The sequence below is a fragment of the Streptomyces sp. NPDC001744 genome, assembly GCF_042892575.1.
GTDB lineage: Bacteria > Actinomycetota > Actinomycetes > Streptomycetales > Streptomycetaceae > Streptomyces.
The window spans coordinates 39703-56180 of the sequence record NZ_JBIAUG010000009.1 but is presented as its reverse complement, the minus strand read 5'-3'; the positions used below and the strand labels follow the sequence as shown (position 1 = coordinate 56180).

Sequence of the window (16478 nt, the reverse complement as noted above, 5' to 3'; positions counted from 1 at the left end):
AGATGCTCCTTCAGAGATGGCGGCGCCGGGCGGCGGCGTGCCGGTCGTACTCCTCCCGGGCCTTGACCGCCGACGGGCGGGTCGAGGTCTCGGCCACGGGCACATCCCACCACGCCCGGGCGGAGGGCGGGCCCGACACTGTGTCTGCCGTTTCGGTCTCGACGTAGACACATGTGGGGACCGTCGCGGCCCGCGCGTCCGCGAGGGCTTGCCGCAGGTCACGCACGGTGCGGGGGCGCAGCACCCGCATGCCGAGGGAGGCCGCGTTGGCGCCGAGGTCGACGGGGAGCGGCGGTCCGGTGAAGCCGCCGTCCGCGTCCCGGTACCGGTAGTCGGTGCCGTACCGCTCGGCGCCGACCGCCTCCGAGAGGCCGCCGATGGAGGCGTAGCCGTGGTTCTGGAGGACGACCAGCCTCAGCGGGAGGCGTTCCTGCACGGCGGTGACGATCTCGGTGGGGTTCATCAGGTACGTCCCGTCGCCGACGAGCGCCCAGACGGGCCGGCCGGGGGCGGCGAGGAGGACGCCGATCGCGGCGGGGATCTCGTATCCCATGCAGGAGTAGCCGTACTCGACGTGGTACTGGTCGGACGACCGGGTCCGCCACAGCCGGTGGAGGTCGCCGGGGAGCGAGCCGGCGGCGTTGACCAGGATGTCGCTCCCGTCCACCAGGGTGTCGAGCACGCCGAGGACCTGGGTCTGGGTGGGGCGGGCGTCCTCGTCGGGGACGGCGTAGGCGGCGTCGACGTGCTCCTGCCACTCCCGCTTGGAGAAGATCCACTGCGCCGCGTCCTGCCGGTGGCCGCCGAGCGCCCCGGTGAGGGCGGTCAGGCCCTCGCGGGCGTCGGCGACGAGCGGCAGCGCGTTCTGCTTGTGGGCGTCGAAGGCGGTGATGTTGAGGTTGAGGAAGCGGGTGTCCGCCGGGAAGAGGGTGCCGGAGGCGGTGGTGAAGTCGGTGTAGCGGGTGCCGACGCCGATGACCAGGTCGCTGGTGCGGGCCAGGGCGTTGCCGGTGGAGCTGCCCGTGTGGCCGACGCCGCCGGCCTCGCAGCGGTGGTCGTACGGCAGGACTCCCTTGCCGGCCTGGGTGGTGACGACGGGGATGCCGGTGCTTTCGGCGAAGGCGCGCAGGGCGTCCTCGGCGCCGCTGAACCGGACCCCGCCGCCCGCGACGACCAGCGGGCGGACGGCGGACCTCACCGCCCGTGCGGCCGCGTCGAGTTCGGCCGTGTCGGGGCGGGGGCGGCGGACGTGCCAGGTCCGGTCGGCGAAGAACTCCTCGGGCCAGTCGTACGCCTCCGCCTGGACGTCCTGGGGCAGGGCGAGGGTCACGGCGCCGGTCGCGGCGGGGTCGGCCAGGACCCGTACGGCTTCGAGGGCGGCCGGGACCAGGGCCTCGGGGCGGGTGATCCGGTCGAAGTACACCGAGACGGGGCGCAGGCAGTCGTTGACCGACACGTCCCCCGCGCGGGGAAGTTGCAGCTGCTGGAGGACGGGGTCGGCGGGGCGGCCGGCGAAGGTGTCGCCGGGGAGGAGCAGGACCGGCAGGTGGTTGATCGTGGCGAGGGCGGCGCCGGTGACGAGGTTGGTGGCGCCGGGGCCGATGGAGGTGGTGACGGCGTGCGCGGAGAGCCGGTTGGTCTGCCGGGCGTAGCCGACGGCGGCGTGCACCATGGCCTGCTCGTTGCGGCCCTGGTGGAAGGGCATGCGCGGGGCGTCCTCGACCAGGGCCTGGCCGATCCCGGCCACGTTGCCGTGGCCGAAGACGCCCCAGGTGGCGGCGATCAGGCGGTGCCGTTCGCCGTCGCGTTCCGCGTACTGGGCGGCGAGGAAGCGGACGAGGGCCTGGGCGACGGTGAGTCTCATGCGTACCCCTCCGGGTGCTCCGGGTGGAAGCGGATCTTCCACTCCCGTTCGGGCCCGGGACCCGCCATGACGTTGAGGTAGTAGAGGTCGTGGCCCGGCTGGGCGACCGAGGGGCCGTGCCAGCCGTCGGGGACGAGGACGGCGTCGCCGTCGCGGACCTCGGCGAGCAGGTCCGCGCCGCCGGGCCGGGAGGGGGTGATCCGCTGGTAGGCCAGGCCGTGCGGGCCGGCGACCTCGTAGTAGTAGATCTCCTCCAGGACCGACTCGGCGCCGGGGCGGTACTCGTCGTGCTTGTGCGGCGGATAGGAGGACCAGTTGCCGCCGGGAGTGACGACCTCGACGGCGATGAGCCGGTCGCAGGCGAAGGCGTCGGCGGAGGCGAAGTTCCGCACCTCGCGGGCGCGGTTGCCGCTGCCCCGGGTCTCGACGGGAACCTCCGGCGCGGGGCCGTAGCGGGCGGGGAGTCGTCGCTCGCACTTCGCTCCTGCCAAAGCGAAGCGGCCTCCCGCGCCGGAGGCGATCTGGGCGTGGGCGTCACGCGGTACGTAGGCGAAATCGCTCGCCCCGTCGAACACGCCCGCGCGGCCCCGGAGTTCGAAGGTCTCCCCGTCGACGCGCACGCTACAGGCACCGGCGAGGGGAAGCACCGTCCATTCGGAATCCCCGCTCCCGAAGGAGTGGGTCTCCCCCGGTCCGAGGACGAGGACCCGGAGCGCGGAGTACGTCCATCCGGCGCGCCCGGGGTCGATGTCCACCGAGTACGGGCCCCGGGCGGCGGTCCCGGCGGGGAGGTGGAGGGCGGCGGGCCCCTCCGGGGTGGAGGGGCGCTCGGGGTGCGGGTTCGTGCCGGACATCCCTCTCCCCTACCCCTTCTCCGGGATCGTGCCCGTGCCCCGGGCCAGCGCCTCCGTGATCTCCGCCGGGTCCGGCATCGCGGAGGAACAGGCCAGCCGGCCCGCGACGATCGCCCCGGCGGCGTTGGCGCGGCGCAGGGTCCGTTCCAGGTCCCCGCCGGCGAGGAGGCCGTCGACGAGCGCCCCGCCGAACGCGTCGCCCGCCCCCAGGCCGTTGACGACCTCCACCGGCAGCGGCGGCACCTCGGCGCGGGTCCCGTCGGCGGCGAGCGCGAGGACGCCCTTCGGGCCCCGTTTGACGACGGCCAGCCGGACGGTGCCGCCGGGGGAGGCGAGCAGGGCGCGGGCGGCGGCCTCCGGGTCCCGCTCCCCCGTGGCGACCTCGCACTCGTCGAGGTTGCCGACGGCGACGGTGGCGTGGCGCAGGGCCTCGGCGTAGTACGGGCGGGCCTCCGCCGGGTCGGTCCAGAACACCGGCCGCCAGTCCAGGTCGAGGACGGTCGTCCCCCGGCCGGACCTGGCCCGCAGGGCCTCCAGGGTCGCGGTGCGGCTCGGCTCGGCGCACAGGCCGGTGCCGGTGGCCCAGAAGACCCGGGCGGCCCGGATCGCGTCGAGGTCCAGTTCGTGCGGGTGGATCTCCAGGTCCGGGGCCTTGGGCAGCCGGTAGAAGTGGAGGGGGAAGTCGTCGGGCGGGAAGACCTCGCAGAAGGTGAGGGGGGTGGGGTACGCGGCGACCTCGGTCACCCAGCGGGCGTCCACGCCGAACTCCCCGAGCGCCCGGCGCAGGAAGGCGCCGAAGGGGTCGGCGCCGGTGCGGGAGACGAGCGCGACGCGGCGGCCGAGTCGGGCGGCGGCGACGGCGACGTTGGCCGGGGAGCCGCCGAGGAACCTGCCGAAGGTCTCGACCCGGTCGAGCCCGACCCCCGCCTGGAGCGGGTACAGGTCCACGCCGAGGCGCCCCATGGTGATCAGGTCGTACGGTTCGGTCTCCACGCGTCACCTTCCGCCCTCGGGCCCGCCCCAGGTCCGACCGTCCGGTCTAACCGTCCACCGGGAGGCGTGTCAACGACATGTTCGGACATCCGGACGACCGGACCGATCGCGCCACGCCCGGCGCCCCTCCCGCTCCCCGGCGCGCGGGCTCCCCCGGACGGCGCGTACGTACCGCCGACGCGTCCGCACCGCCGGCGCATACCCTCCCGGACCGTGACGGCACACGCGGACACGCCGGAGTCGTACCGCTCCCCTTCTGTCACGTTCCTCTCCCTTCCGTCACCCGTGTCTCCGTTGCGCGGGTTTCCCGTCACGGGTGCTCGACAACCGCTCCCCTCCCGTCTGAAGGGGCCGCCGCGAGGGGCAGGGGGCCTGTGATCACCGACGCCCGCCCGCAGCGCCCCCGAACGGCACCCCGCCGCCGCTGCGCGGTGCGCAGGGAGGCTCCAGGCATGACGGACAGAAGACTCTGGTCGTACAAGGACATCGCGGCGCACATCCAGGTGCGGCCGGACACGGTCCGCTCCTACCGGAAGCACGGGCTGCTCCCGCCGCCCGACCACGTCGAGTCGGGCAGGCCCTTCTGGTACGCGGGCACGATCCGCGCCTGGGTGGCGAGCCGTCCGGGCAACCGGGCCCGGCGCGACTGATCCCGTCCCGCCCGGTGCCGGGGTCCCGCGCCCCCTCGGGGCCCGGCACCCCGGCGGCGGATCTTCCGCGCGACAGGAACCGTCCCGAGTGGAATTCATACCCCCTAGGGGTATAACCTGATCCGGTACGGCCCGAACCCCCAGAAGGAGCAGCGCCATGACCGCAGAGACGAAGAACGAAGTCACCACCGTCTACCGGGTCAAGGGCATGACCTGCGGGCACTGCGAGGGCGCCGTCTCCGCCGAGATCTCCGCCCTCCCCGGCGTCACCTCCGTCACGGCCGTCGCCGCGACCGGCGAGGTCACCGTCGTCTCCGGCGCGCCGCTCGACCGCGAGGCCGTGGGCGCCGCCGTGGACGAGGCCGGTTACGAGCTGGTCTGACCGTCCGGACGGGCATGCCGCGCGGGGTCGTACCGTCGTCCGGGTACGACCCCGTTCCCGTAGGGGCCCTCAGGTTCCCGTAGGGGCTCCCGGGGGAGGCGCCCCGAGGCCCACGCCCGCCACCGCACCGGCGGCGGATCGCCCGCCCCCGACGGGCGCGGGGCGCGACGACCCTTTCGTCCGCCTTCGTCGCGTCCGGCGGCCCGCGACCCCGGCGGTTCACGTGAATTCACCTCGGCGTGACGCACAGAACCTTCACACCGAGATCTAGATCACAGATATTGTGGGGTAACCATCTGGGCTGTTCGTGGGTCTAAGTGGACGACGCCGAAGAACGTCTTGGGGGACGTTCGTGGGATGTCTTGGGGGACGTTCCAGGCAAGCGTCGGCCGGGGCACGTGCACCGGGGAGCTTTGAGCGGCCCTCCCGTACGTACCCCGGCGGACCGCGTCGCGCCCGACCGCGCGGCCTCCGGCCGACGCCGGCAGACGCCCGGCCCGGATCCCGTGGGGGGAATCCGCACCGGGGATATGGAAAGCGCCCCGCTCGCCGACCCGTGGGGGGATCGGCGGCGGGGCGCTTTCTCTTTCGCTTCCGCGAGGCTGCCGGGACTACCGGACGGCCGGTGCCACCGGACTACCGGAGACCGCCGGACCAGGGCGCGTGTCGAAAGGGGCGTCGTCCGCCCGGAGGGCGGGCCCGGCGGTGTCCGGTGCGTGCGAGCGCACGGCGGAGGGTCGCCCCGATACCGGATGTATCGGGGCGAGCCCGACAACGCCGCCGGGGGCACCCCCGTGCCCGAAGGGCCACGGGGGAGTGCGTGCCGGGCGCCGCCGGGCGGACGGGACTTTCGACACGCGCCCTAGCGGCCCTCGACCGGCACGAAGTCGCGCAGGACCTCGCCCGTGTAGATCTGGCGCGGGCGGCCGATGCGGGAACCCGGCTCCTTGATCATCTCGTGCCACTGGGCGATCCAGCCGGGAAGGCGGCCGAGCGCGAAGAGCACGGTGAACATCTCGGTCGGGAAGCCCATGGCGCGGTAGATCAGGCCCGTGTAGAAGTCCACGTTCGGGTAGAGGTTGCGCGAGACGAAGTACTCGTCGGAGAGCGCGTGCTCCTCCAGCTTGAGCGCGATGTCCAGCAGCTCGTCGGACTTGCCGAGCGCCGAGAGGACGTCGTGCGCCGCCGCCTTGATGATCTTGGCGCGGGGGTCGAAGGACTTGTACACCCGGTGGCCGAAGCCCATCAGGCGGACGCCGTCCTCCTTGTTCTTCACCTTGCGGATGAAGGAGTCGACGTCGCCGCCGTTGGCCTTGATGCCTTCCAGCATCTCCAGGACCGACTGGTTGGCGCCGCCGTGCAGGGGGCCCCAGAGGGCCGAGATCCCGGCGGAGATCGAGGCGAACATGTTCGCCTGCGACGAGCCGACCAGGCGCACGGTGGAGGTCGAACAGTTCTGCTCGTGGTCCGCGTGCAGGATGAGCAGCTTGTCGAGCGCCGAGACGACGACCGGGTCGAGCTCGTACTCCTGCGCCGGGACCGAGAAGGTCATGCGCAGGAAGTTCTCGACGTACCCGAGGTCGTTGCGCGGGTAGACGAACGGGTGACCGATCGACTTCTTGTACGCGTACGCCGCGATCGTCGGCAGCTTGGCCAGCAGCCGGATCGTGGAGAGGTGGCGCTGCTCCTCGTCGAACGGGTTGTGGCTGTCCTGGTAGAAGGTGGACAGCGCGGAGACCACCGAGGACAGCATCGCCATCGGGTGGGCGTCCCGCGGGAAGCCGCGGAAGAAGTTCTTGACGTCCTCGTGGACCAGCGTGTGCTGCGTGATCTCGTTCTTGAAGGTCGCCAGCTCGTCGACCTTGGGCAGCTCACCGTTGATCAGCAGGTACGCCACCTCGAGGAAGGTGGAGCGCTCGGCCAGCTGTTCGATGGGGTAGCCGCGGTACCGCAGGATGCCCTGCTCACCGTCGAGGTAGGTGATCGCGGATTTGTAGGCGGCGGTGTTGCCGTATCCGCTGTCGAGGGTGACCAGTCCGGTCTGGGCCCGGAGTTTTCCGATGTCGAAGCCCTTGTCGCCGACGGTGCTCTCGACCACCGGGTAGGTGTATTCACCGTCCGCGTACCGCAGTACTACAGAGTTGTCGCTCACGTCATCCCTCACCGACGTAGTGCCTCTTCTTCGAGGTGCCCTGACTGTCTCTACCATCCCCCATTTGGCTCAGGAGAGTGCACTCGGGGTCGACCATTGGGCCAATCGGCGGCACTCAGTGCCGCCAACCTTCACATCCTGCCCCGTTCGCCCCGGTTCCGGTACCCCTCCGTGATCTTTCACACGAGGGCGGGTCCTGTGAGCCGGTGGGCGAGTGCGGTAAAGCGGCGGCCCGCCGAGACCGTGCGCACCGCCTGGGCGATCGCCCGGCGGGACCCGACGAGGACGACCAGCTTCCGGGCCCGGGTGACGGCCGTGTAGAGCAGGTTCCGCTGGAGCATCATCCAGGCGCTCGTGGTGACCGGGATCACCACCGCCGGGTACTCGCTGCCCTGCGAGCGGTGGATGGTGACCGCGTACGCGTGGGCCAGCTCGTCCAGCTCGTCGAAGTCGTACGGCACCTCCTCGTCCTCGTCCGTCCGCACGGTCAGGCGCTGCTCGACGGGGTCCAGGGCGGTGACGACGCCGACGGTGCCGTTGAAGACCCCGTTCTCCCCCTTGTCGTAGTTGTTCCTGATCTGGGTGACCTTGTCGCCGACGCGGAAGACACGGCCGCCGAACCGCTTCTCCGGGAGGTCGGGGCGGGCCGGGGTGATGGCCTGCTGGAGGAGGCCGTTGAGCGCGCCCGCGCCCGCCGGGCCCCGGTGCATGGGGGCGAGGACCTGCACGTCCCGGCGGGGGTCGAGGCCGAACCTGGCCGGGATGCGGCGGGCCGCGACCTCCACGGCGACCCGGGCCGCGTCCTCGGTCTCCTCCTCCGCGAAGAGGAAGAAGTCGGGCAGGCCCTCGGTGCGCGGGGGCGTGCCGGAGTTGATCCGGTGCGCGTTGGTGACCACGCCGGACTGCTGGGCCTGCCGGAAGATCCGGGTCAGCCGGACGGCCGGCACGGGACTGCCGGGGGCGAGCAGGTCGCCCAGGACCTCGCCCGCGCCGACCGAGGGGAGCTGGTCCACGTCCCCCACGAGCAGCAGGTGGGCGCCCGGGGCCACCGCCTTGACCAGCTTGTTCGCCAGGAGCAGGTCGAGCATGGACGCCTCGTCCACGACGACCAGGTCCGCGTCCAGGGGCCGGTCCCGGTCGTAGGCGGCGTCCCCGCCGGGCTTGAGCTCCAGGAGCCGGTGGACGGTGGACGCCTCGGCGCCGGTCAGCTCCGCGAGCCGCTTGGCGGCCCGCCCGGTGGGCGCGGCGAGCACCACCTTGGCCTTCTTGGCGCGGGCCAGCTCCACGATGGAGCGGACCGTGAAGGACTTGCCGCAGCCGGGGCCGCCGGTCAGGACCGCGACCTTGCGGGTCAGGGCGAGCCGTACGGCCTCCTCCTGCTCGGGCGCGAGCGAGGCCCCGGTACGGGTCGCGAGCCAGGCCAGGGCCTTGTCCCAGGGCACGTCCCGGAAGGCGGGCATCCGGTCCTCCTCGGCCCGCAGCAGCCGCCGGAGCTGCCCGGCGAGGGACAGCTCGGCCCGGTGGAAGGGGATCAGGTACACGGCGGTGACGGGCGTCCCCTCGGGGCCGGGCACGGTCTCCCGCACGACCCCCTCGGGGTCCTCGGCCAGCTCGCCCAGGCACTCGATGACCAGCCCGGTGTCGACCTGGAGGAGCTTCACCGAGTCGGCGATCAGCCGCTCCTCGGGCAGGAAGCAGTGCCCCTGGTCGCCGGACTGCGACAGGGCGTACTGGAGGCCGGCCTTCACCCGGTCGGGACTGTCGTGCGGGATGCCGACGGCCTGCGCGATCCGGTCGGCGGTGAGGAAGCCGATGCCCCACACGTCGGCGGCGAGCCGGTACGGCCGGTTCCTCACGACGGAGATCGAGGCGTCCCCGTACTGCTTGTAGATCCGCACCGCGACGGAGGTGGAGACGCCGACCTCCTGGAGGAAGACCATCACCTCCTTGATCGCCTTCTGCTCCTCCCAGGCCGCGGTGATGTTCCTGGTCCGCTTGGGGCCGAGGCCCGGGACCTCGATGAGGCGGCCCGGGGCCTCTTCGAGGATGTCGAGGGTGTCGAGCCCGAAGTGCCGGGTGATGCGGTCGGCGAAGACGGGGCCGATGCCCTTGACCAGGCCGGAGCCGAGGTAGCGGCGGATGCCCTGGACGGTGGCGGGCAGGACGGTCGTGTAGTTCTCGACGGTGAACTGCTTGCCGTACTGCGGGTGGGACCCCCAGCGGCCCTCCATCCGCAGCGACTCCCCCGGCTGGGCGCCGAGCAGCGCGCCGACGACCGTGAGGAGGTCCCCGGCGCCGCGCCCGGTGTCGACCCGGGCGACCGTGTACCCCGTCTCCTCGTTGGCGTAGGTGATCCGCTCCAGGACCCCTTCGACCACTGCCGGACCGCGGCCTTCGTTGGACATGCGACGACCGTAGCGAAGGGGACGGACAGTGCGGGCGGCGGCGGGGGCCCCTCGGACGGCGGGCGGGGTCACGGCTCCCGCAGGAAGCCCTTCCGGAGTTCCGGGTCGTTCAGGAGCGCCAGGACGTCTTCCTCTCCGGCGAAGAGCGCCCCGGCCGCGGGAAGCCCGGACTGGTGGAACATCGCGACGAGCACGTCGGCGAGGGGCCGGTTCCAGGAGACCCGGACGATCTCCCCCGCCTTGTCGTGCTGCCCCCTGTCCGTGGCGATGCGCCACAGCTCCAGGGAGTGCCGGGCCGTCGCGTAGGCGTCCACGCGTCCCTTGACCAGGACCGGCCTGCGGTTCAGGCCGAACACGTCGATGCACGCCTGGCCCTGCGGCGTCCTCGCCCTGTACTCCCCGAGGGGGAGCACCAGGCGCAGATGGTCCAGCGGCTCCCGCAGGGTCGGGTCGACCAGGAGCGGGGCGCCGTCGCCGTCGGTCGGGAACAGGCTCCGCTTCTGGTTGCTGTTGCAGTACGAGCAGGCGAGCAGGTGGTTGAGCCAGTCGAAGGTCCGGAGCGGGGTACGGCTCTTCGGGTCGAAGTGGTCGATGTCCGTGCCCTGGCTGTCACCGCAGTACATGCAGCGGGCGTGGCCGGGGGCCATCTCGGACAGGGCGTCGAGAAGCGCGGGGCGCACGCTCCGCCGGGCGCCCCAGAGTTCCCTGGCCCTGGTCTTCCGGGCCTTCTCCGTGGTCTGCCTCGCGATCTCTCCGGTGTACTCCTCCAGCTTCGTCACCGTCCCCCGCGGCAGCGCGGCACGCCGGAGCCGGATCATTCCGCCCCGCCGTCCGCGATCTCGTCGGAGAGCCGCCGGAGATGGGCGGACATCTCGTCGAGGCGGGCCGTCGGCGAACTGGTGAGCCTGCTCTTCAGCTCCTTGTAGCGGGTGAGGGTCCTCGCCGACGTGTCGCCGTCGTAGACGCTCGCCTCCAGCTCCACGAATTCGGCCCGGAGCCGTTCGGCCCGTTCGGAGTACGGCGTGTCCAGGCCGAACAGCTCCGAGAGGACCGCGTCGTCCCCGCTGCCGAAGACCACCCTTTCGTACAGGTCCTCCGTCACCACTTCCGGCGCCGCCTCCTCGTCGACCCCGGGGAGACGGACCAGGCCGCCGGGATCGGCCGCCTGGCAGATGTACGGGCTGTGCGTGGTGACGATGAACTGGATGCGGGGGAAGCGCGAGGTCAGCCACGGGCCGATGCGACGCTGCCAGGTGACGTGGAGGTGGGCGTCGATCTCGTCGATGATCACGACTCCGGGAACGCGGATCGGCCGGGGGCCCTCGCCGTCCCCGGAGAACGCCGCGTCGCCGAAGGCGTCGTGGATCTGCTTGAGCAGGTCGACGACGAGGGAGGCGACCGTACGGAAGCCGTCGCTCATCTCCCGCAGGGGAAAGCGCTGTCCGTCGCGGGTGACCCAGAGTCCTTCGGAATCCACGTCGTCCACGCGGTATCCGTCCGGCAGGAGCCCGTCACCCAGGATGGACAGAGCCACTCTCTTCAGGGCTTCGGCGCCCTCCTTGCCCTCCAGCGCGCGCAGGTGCTGCTCGATCAGCCAGGCGACGCCCTCGGCCAGCGAGGCGTCCTCGTGGAACAGGCTGGCCTGGCGGGCGACCGGACCGGAGGCCAGCATCAGCCGCTGCACGTCTCCGGAGCCGCCGGCCATACGCCGGAACGGCCCGTACGCGGCACAGAACCAGCCCGCGGGGTTGTCGGCCCACGGGCCGCGCCGGGCCGGGGTGGCACTGGTCGGCCGCGCCTTTCCGTACCGGATCTCGTCCAGCGCGGGTTGCGTGCCCCGGCGACCACCGCCGGTTTCGCCCGGTGCGGTCCACCGGAGGCCGGTCCAGAACCGGTTGACGGTCCTCCCTCCGGCGGTGAACTTGTCGAACTTCTCGTCCCTCACGATCTCGGCCTCGGCGCTGCCCGCCTCCGCCCCCCGCGCAATCCAGTTCTCGAAGCCCTGGACGAGCCCGCGCGCGGCCACCGGCCCGCTCAGGGCCAGGGCCAGCGCGCGCAGCAGGGTCGTCTTGCCCGACCCGTTGCGGCCCGCGAGCACCGTCCAGCCGGCATGGCTGCCGTCGGGCCGGGTCAGCGTCAGGTCGACCGTGCGAGAACCGTGGAACGACTTGACGTCCTCGACGTGGATCCTGCTGATGTACATGGAGTCGCGTCCGTTCGCTCGGTCCTGGGGCGGAACCGGGGCAGGAGACGGCCTGCCGACCCGGGCGGCCGATTCTACGGAAGGCGGTACGGGCCACTCGTGCCCGCGCGTGCGCGCCGGGTCTCCGGGTCCGTCCCGCCCGGTGTCCCCGCCTTCCCGGCGTGCCGACGCACGGCGTCCCGCATAGCGTTGTCCGCATGAGCGACGGAACCTTCCGGGACGACGTCCTGAACGAACTCGGTCCCGACCGGCTCCACGAGATCGCCGGGCTGCTCGGTACGGACGCCGCCGGGGCGCAGGAGATCGTGGGCGGCTCGGTCGCGGAGCTGTCCGGCGAACTGCGGCGGGCCGCGGCCGAGCCCGGCAGCGCGGACGAGGTGCGCGCCGCCGTGGACGAGGTGGCCTCGCCCGAGCCGCCCCTGCGGGGCGTCGCCGCGCTCGGCGGGCTGATGAGCGGCGGCCTGATGGCCGGGGTGCTCACCAGGCTGGCGAAGCCGGCGGCGAACGCCGTCGCGAAACGCACCGGCATCCCGCCGGCCACGGCGCACCGCGCGGTCGAACTCCTCGTCCCGGCCGTCCTGGCGGTCCTCACCCGGCGCGCGGGGAAGCGCGGCGCGACGGGCGGCCTCGGCTGCCCGCTGGGCGGCGGGACGAAGGGATGACCGGCGGCGGGGCCCCCGCCGGGTCCCGGGCGGGGGTCTCAGACCGCCAGGAAGTCCTCCAGCGTCTCCTCCAGGACCTCCACCCCGTCGCGGGCCCACAGGTCGTCGTTGAAGAGTTCGACCTCCACCGGGCCCGTGTACCCGGCCCGCTCCATCAGGCCGGCCCAGGCCCGGAGGTCGATGGCGCCCGTGCCCAGGCGGCCCCGGCCGTTGAGGACCCCGGCGGGCAGCGGGGTCGTCCAGTCCGCGAGCTGGAAGGCGTGGAGGCGGCCCGCCGCGCCCGCCCGTTCCACCGCCGCCGGGGCCCGGTCGTCCCACCAGAGGTGGTACGTGTCGACCACCACGCCCACCCGGTCGGCGGGGAACCGTTCCGCGATGTCCAGGGCCTGGTCGAGGGTGGAGACGGCGCAGCGGTCGGAGGCGTACATCGGGTGCAGCGGCTCGATGGCGAGGCGCACGCCCCGTTCCGCCGCGTACGGGGCGAGCGCGCCGATCGCTTCGGCGATGCGGGCGCGGGCGGAGGGGAGGTCCGGGAAGGCGGGGGTCAGGCCGCCGGAGACCAGGACCAGGGTGCCGGTGCCGAGCGCCACGGCCTCGTCGACCGCCGCGCGGTTGGCCGCCTCCCAGCCGTCCGAGGTGAAGAAGCCGCCCCGGCAGAGGGTGGTGACCTCCAGGCCCGCCTCCCGCACGAGGCGGGCCGCCGCCTCCACGCCGTACTCCCGGACGGGTTCGCGCCAGAGGCCGACGCCCGGGACGCCGAGCCGGACGCACTCCGCGACCAGTTCGGGCAGGGAGAGCTGCTTGACCGTCATCTGGTTGACGCTGAGCCGGTCGAGGTTCACTGCGGGACTCCGTGGACCGTGAGGAGGGACCTCATGCGGGACTCCGCCAGGGACGGGTCGGGGAACAGGCCGAGGCCGTCGGCCAGTTCGTACGCGCGCGCGAGGTGCGGGAGGGAGCGTGCGGACTGCAGGCCGCCGACCATCGTGAAGTGGTCCTGGTGGCCGGCGAGCCAGGCGAGGAGGACGACGCCCGTCTTGTAGAAGCGGGTCGGCGGGTGGAAAAGATGGCGGGAGAGCGCGACCGTGGGGTCGAGGAGCTTCCGGAAGGCCGCCGTGTCGCCCGTGTCGAGGGTGCGGACCGCCTGCGCGGCCAGCGGGCCCAGGGGGTCGAAGATGCCGAGCAGGGCGTGGCTGAAGCCCTGGTCGTCTCCCTCGATCAGCTCCGGGTAGTGGAAGTCGTCGCCCGTGTAGCAGCGGACGCCCTCCGGGAGGCGGCGGCGCAGCGCGACCTCGCGCCGGGCGTCGAGGAGGGAGACCTTGACGCCGTCGACCTTGTCGGGGTGGGCCGCGATCACGTCGAGGAAGGTCTCCGTGGCCTCGTCCAGGTCGGCCGAGCCCCAGTACCCCTCCAGGGCCGGGTCGAACATCGGGCCGAGCCAGTGCAGGATCACCGGCTCGCCCGCCTGGCGCAGGAGGTGGCCGTAGACGTCGAGGTAGTCGTCGGGGCCGGTCGCGGCGGCCGCGAGGGCGCGGGAGGCCATGAGGACGGCCCGGGCGCCCGCCTCCTCGGCCACCGCGAGCTGTTCCTCGTAGGCGGCGCGGATCTCGGCCGGGGTGCCGCCGGTGATCTGGTCGGTGCCGACGCCGCAGGCGATCCGTCCGCCGGCGGCGCGGGCCTCCGCGGCGCTGCGGCGGATCAGCTCGGCGGCCCCGGCCCAGTCGAGGCCCATGCCGCGCTGGGCGGTGTCCATGGCCTCCGCGACCCCGAGGCCGTGGGACCAGAGGTGGCGGCGGAAGGCGAGGGTGGCGTCCCAGTCGACGGCGGCGGGGCCGTCGGGAGTGGTGTCGGCGTACGGGTCGGCGACGACGTGCGCGGCGGAGAAGACCGTACGGGAGGCGGGCGGGGCGGCCGGGGCGAACGCGAGCGGTTCGGCGCGGGGCGCGTACTCCCGTACGCCGCCGCCGGTTCCGGGGAGCCGGATCACAGGGTCACCTCGGGGACGTCCAGGCGGCGGCCCTCGGCGGCGGAGCGCAGGCCCAGTTCGGCGAGCTGGACGCCGCGGGCGCCGGCGAGGAGGTCCCAGCGGTACGGCTCGTCGAGCACCACGTGGCGCAGGAAGAGTTCCCACTGGGCCTTGAAGCCGTTGTCGAACACGGCGTTGTCGGGGACTTCCTGCCACTGGTCGCGGAAGGGTTCGGTGACGGGGATGTCGGGGTTCCAGACGGGCTTCGGGGTGGCCGAGCGGTGCTGGACGCGGCAGCCGCGCAGGCCGGCGACGGCGGAGCCGTGCGTACCGTCCACCTGGAACTCCACCAGTTCGTCGCGGTGGACGCGGACGGCCCAGGAGGAGTTGATCTGGGCGACGGCGCCGCCCTCCAGCTGGAAGATGCCGTACGCGGCGTCGTCGGCGGTGGCCGCGTAGGGCTTTCCGTGCTCGTCCCAGCGGCGCGGGACGTGGGTGGCGACGTGGGCGGTGACGGCGGTGACCCGGCCGAAGAGCTCGTGGAGCACGTACTCCCAGTGCGGGAACATGTCGACGACGATGCCGCCGCCGTCCTCGGCGCGGTAGTTCCAGCTGGGGCGCTGGGCGTCCTGCCAGTCGCCCTCGAAGACCCAGTAGCCGAACTCGCCACGCACGGACAGGATCTCGCCGAAGAACCCGCCGTCGATCAGGCGCTTGAGCTTGAGCAGGCCCGGGAGGAAGAGCTTGTCCTGGACGACGCCGTGCTTGATGCCCTTCTCCCGTGCCAGACGGGCGAGTTCGAGGGCCCCGGCGAGGTCGGCGGCGGTGGGCTTCTCGGTGTAGACGTGCTTGCCGGCGGCGATGGCCCGGGTGAGCGCGTCGACGCGGGCGGAGGTGACCTGGGCGTCGAAGTAGACGTCGATCGTGTCGTCCGCGAGGACGGCGTCGAGGTCGGTGGACCACTCGGTGAGGCCGTGGCGTTCGGCGAGGGCGCGCAGGGCGTGCTCCCGGCGGCCGACGAGGACGGGCTCGGGCCAGAGGGCGTCGCCGTTGCCGAGGTCGAGGCCGCCCTGTTCGCGCAGGGCGAGGATCGAGCGGACGAGGTGCTGGCGGTGTCCCATCCGTCCGGTGACGCCGTTCATGGCGATGCGGACTGTCCTGCGTGTCACGAAACGTTCCTCTCCGGGGTGCTCCGCGCCTCCGATCCTCGGATAGAAAGCGCTTTCCATCGGCGATGACGCTAGCCTGCCGACATCACCGCCGACAAGGGCCCCGGAGGTACGCACACGATGACCGTCACCCTGGCGGACGTGGCCGCCCGCGCACGGGTCTCCCCCGCCACCGTCTCCCGCGTCCTGAACGGCAACTACCCGGTCGCCGCCTCGACCCGCGCGCGGGTGCTGCGGGCCGTGGACGAACTGGACTACGTGCTCAACGGCCCCGCCAGCTCCCTCGCCGCCGCCACCTCCGACCTGGTCGGCGTGCTCGTCAACGACATCGCCGACCCGTTCTTCGGGATCATGGCGAGCGCGGCGCAGGGCGCGATCGGGGAGAGCGCCACCGGGCGCGGCGGGGGCGGGAAGCTCGCCGTCGTCTGCAACACCGGCGGCTCCCCCGAGCGCGAACTGACCTACCTCACCCTGCTCCAGCGGCAGCGGGCCGCGGCCGTGATCCTCATGGGCGGTTCCCTGGAGGACCCGGACCACCTCGCGGCGACGGCCGGGAAGCTGGCGAAGCTGACGGAGGCCGGGACGCGGATCGTGCTGTGCGGGCGGCCCCCGGCACCGGGCGACACCGGCGCGGCGGCGCTCGTCTTCGGCAACCGGGCCGGGGCTCGGCAGCTCACCGAGCACCTGCTCGGCCTCGGCCACCGGCGGATCGGGTACGTGGCGGGCCCGGCCGACCGCACCACCACCCGGCACCGCCTGGAGGGTCACCGGGAAGCGCTCGCGGCGGCCGGGGTCGCCGAGGGGCCGACGGTCCACGGGCCGTACGACCGCCGTTCCGGCCACGGGGCGGTCGCCGAACTCCTCGCCCGCGACCCGGACCTCACGGCCGTCGTCGCGGCCAACGACACGGTGGCGCTCGGCGTCTGCGCGGCCCTGCGGGAGCGTGGCCTGTCCGTCCCCGGCGACGTGTCGGTCGCGGGCTTCGACGACCTCCCGTTCTCGGTGGACGCGGTCCCGGCCCTGACGACCGTACGGCTGCCCCTGCACGGGGCGGGGGCCCGCGCGGGCCGCCTGGCGGTGGGCACGGAGGAGCCTCCGGCCGGGGGCGAGGAGACGGTCCCGGGAGAGCTGGTGGTGCGGGCGTCGACGGGGGCGCCTCGGGAGTAGGGGGCCGTTAG

Annotated in this window: 14 protein-coding genes; 4 read left to right on the top strand and 10 right to left on the bottom strand. The window is 73.2% G+C overall.

Features of this window, described 5'->3' with window-relative positions; all coding sequences use genetic code 11:
- Nucleotides 1-10 precede the first annotated feature (10 nt).
- Genes iolD through iolC form a run of 3 tightly spaced genes read right to left on the bottom strand, consistent with a single transcriptional unit; the run spans nucleotide 11 to nucleotide 3681 of the window.
- The gene (gene iolD / locus ACFYZY_RS13345) at nucleotides 11-1864 is read right to left on the bottom strand and encodes a 3D-(3,5/4)-trihydroxycyclohexane-1,2-dione acylhydrolase (decyclizing) (RefSeq protein WP_388692970.1); all 1854 of its coding nucleotides are present in this window, start codon (nucleotides 1862-1864) and stop codon (nucleotides 11-13) included.
- Nucleotides 1861-2718 carry a 5-deoxy-glucuronate isomerase gene (gene iolB / locus ACFYZY_RS13340; protein ID WP_388692969.1) on the bottom strand — a complete coding sequence of 286 codons (858 nt, stop codon included), beginning with the start codon at nucleotides 2716-2718 and terminating at the stop codon, nucleotides 1861-1863. Before iolB ends, iolD begins: the two co-directional genes overlap by 4 nt.
- Nucleotides 2719-2727: 9 nt before the next feature.
- The gene (gene iolC / locus ACFYZY_RS13335; RefSeq protein ID WP_388693210.1) at nucleotides 2728-3681 is read right to left on the bottom strand and encodes a 5-dehydro-2-deoxygluconokinase; all 954 of its coding nucleotides are present in this window, start codon (nucleotides 3679-3681) and stop codon (nucleotides 2728-2730) included.
- A 482-nt stretch (nucleotides 3682-4163) separates the two neighbouring features.
- Between iolC and ACFYZY_RS13330 the strand changes: the two genes are divergently transcribed.
- On the top strand, nucleotides 4164-4361 hold the full coding sequence (locus tag ACFYZY_RS13330; RefSeq protein WP_388692967.1) for a helix-turn-helix transcriptional regulator: 198 nt from the start codon (nucleotides 4164-4166) through the stop codon (nucleotides 4359-4361).
- Between the two features lie 157 nt (nucleotides 4362-4518).
- A complete protein-coding gene (locus ACFYZY_RS13325) occupies nucleotides 4519-4743 on the top strand; it encodes a heavy-metal-associated domain-containing protein (RefSeq protein WP_388692965.1) in 225 nt (74 codons plus the stop codon).
- An 862-nt stretch (nucleotides 4744-5605) separates the two neighbouring features.
- On the opposite strand, the gene ACFYZY_RS13320 is transcribed toward ACFYZY_RS13325, so the two are convergent.
- The 4 genes from ACFYZY_RS13320 to ACFYZY_RS13305 all read right to left on the bottom strand — a co-directional run bounded on the left by ACFYZY_RS13320 (nucleotide 5606) and on the right by ACFYZY_RS13305 (nucleotide 11503).
- Nucleotides 5606-6895, bottom strand: coding sequence for a citrate synthase (locus ACFYZY_RS13320; RefSeq protein ID WP_388692963.1), 1290 nt, complete (start codon nucleotides 6893-6895; stop codon nucleotides 5606-5608).
- A 179-nt stretch (nucleotides 6896-7074) separates the two neighbouring features.
- Nucleotides 7075-9300, bottom strand: coding sequence for an ATP-dependent RecD-like DNA helicase (locus ACFYZY_RS13315; RefSeq protein WP_388692961.1), 2226 nt, complete (start codon nucleotides 9298-9300; stop codon nucleotides 7075-7077).
- A gap of 68 nt (nucleotides 9301-9368) precedes the next feature.
- Nucleotides 9369-10118, bottom strand: a complete 750-nt coding sequence (locus ACFYZY_RS13310) for an HNH endonuclease (RefSeq protein ID WP_388692959.1) — start codon at nucleotides 10116-10118, stop codon at nucleotides 9369-9371.
- A complete protein-coding gene (locus ACFYZY_RS13305) occupies nucleotides 10115-11503 on the bottom strand; it encodes an AAA family ATPase (RefSeq protein ID WP_388692957.1) in 1389 nt (462 codons plus the stop codon). The genes ACFYZY_RS13310 and ACFYZY_RS13305 overlap by 4 nt, the downstream gene beginning before the upstream one ends.
- Nucleotides 11504-11700: 197 nt before the next feature.
- On the opposite strand from ACFYZY_RS13305, the gene ACFYZY_RS13300 reads away from it, so the two are divergent.
- Complete coding sequence (locus tag ACFYZY_RS13300) at nucleotides 11701-12165, top strand: DUF937 domain-containing protein (RefSeq protein ID WP_388692956.1); 465 nt, start codon at nucleotides 11701-11703, stop codon at nucleotides 12163-12165.
- 38 nt (nucleotides 12166-12203) lie between these two features.
- Here the strand turns inward: ACFYZY_RS13300 and ACFYZY_RS13295 are convergent, their stop codons facing one another.
- Genes ACFYZY_RS13295 through ACFYZY_RS13285 form a run of 3 tightly spaced genes read right to left on the bottom strand, consistent with a single transcriptional unit; the run spans nucleotide 12204 to nucleotide 15300 of the window.
- Nucleotides 12204-12977 carry a sugar phosphate isomerase/epimerase family protein gene (locus ACFYZY_RS13295; RefSeq protein WP_388693208.1) on the bottom strand — a complete coding sequence of 258 codons (774 nt, stop codon included), beginning with the start codon at nucleotides 12975-12977 and terminating at the stop codon, nucleotides 12204-12206.
- 26 nt (nucleotides 12978-13003) lie between these two features.
- The gene (locus ACFYZY_RS13290) at nucleotides 13004-14152 is read right to left on the bottom strand and encodes a dihydrodipicolinate synthase family protein (protein WP_388692955.1); all 1149 of its coding nucleotides are present in this window, start codon (nucleotides 14150-14152) and stop codon (nucleotides 13004-13006) included.
- Entirely contained in the window at nucleotides 14149-15300 is a 1152-nt protein-coding gene (locus tag ACFYZY_RS13285; protein ID WP_388692953.1) for a Gfo/Idh/MocA family protein, read from the bottom strand. Before ACFYZY_RS13285 ends, ACFYZY_RS13290 begins: the two co-directional genes overlap by 4 nt.
- A gap of 120 nt (nucleotides 15301-15420) precedes the next feature.
- On the opposite strand from ACFYZY_RS13285, the gene ACFYZY_RS13280 reads away from it, so the two are divergent.
- A complete protein-coding gene (locus tag ACFYZY_RS13280; protein WP_388692951.1) occupies nucleotides 15421-16467 on the top strand; it encodes a LacI family DNA-binding transcriptional regulator in 1047 nt (348 codons plus the stop codon).
- Nucleotides 16468-16478: the final 11 nt, after the last annotated feature.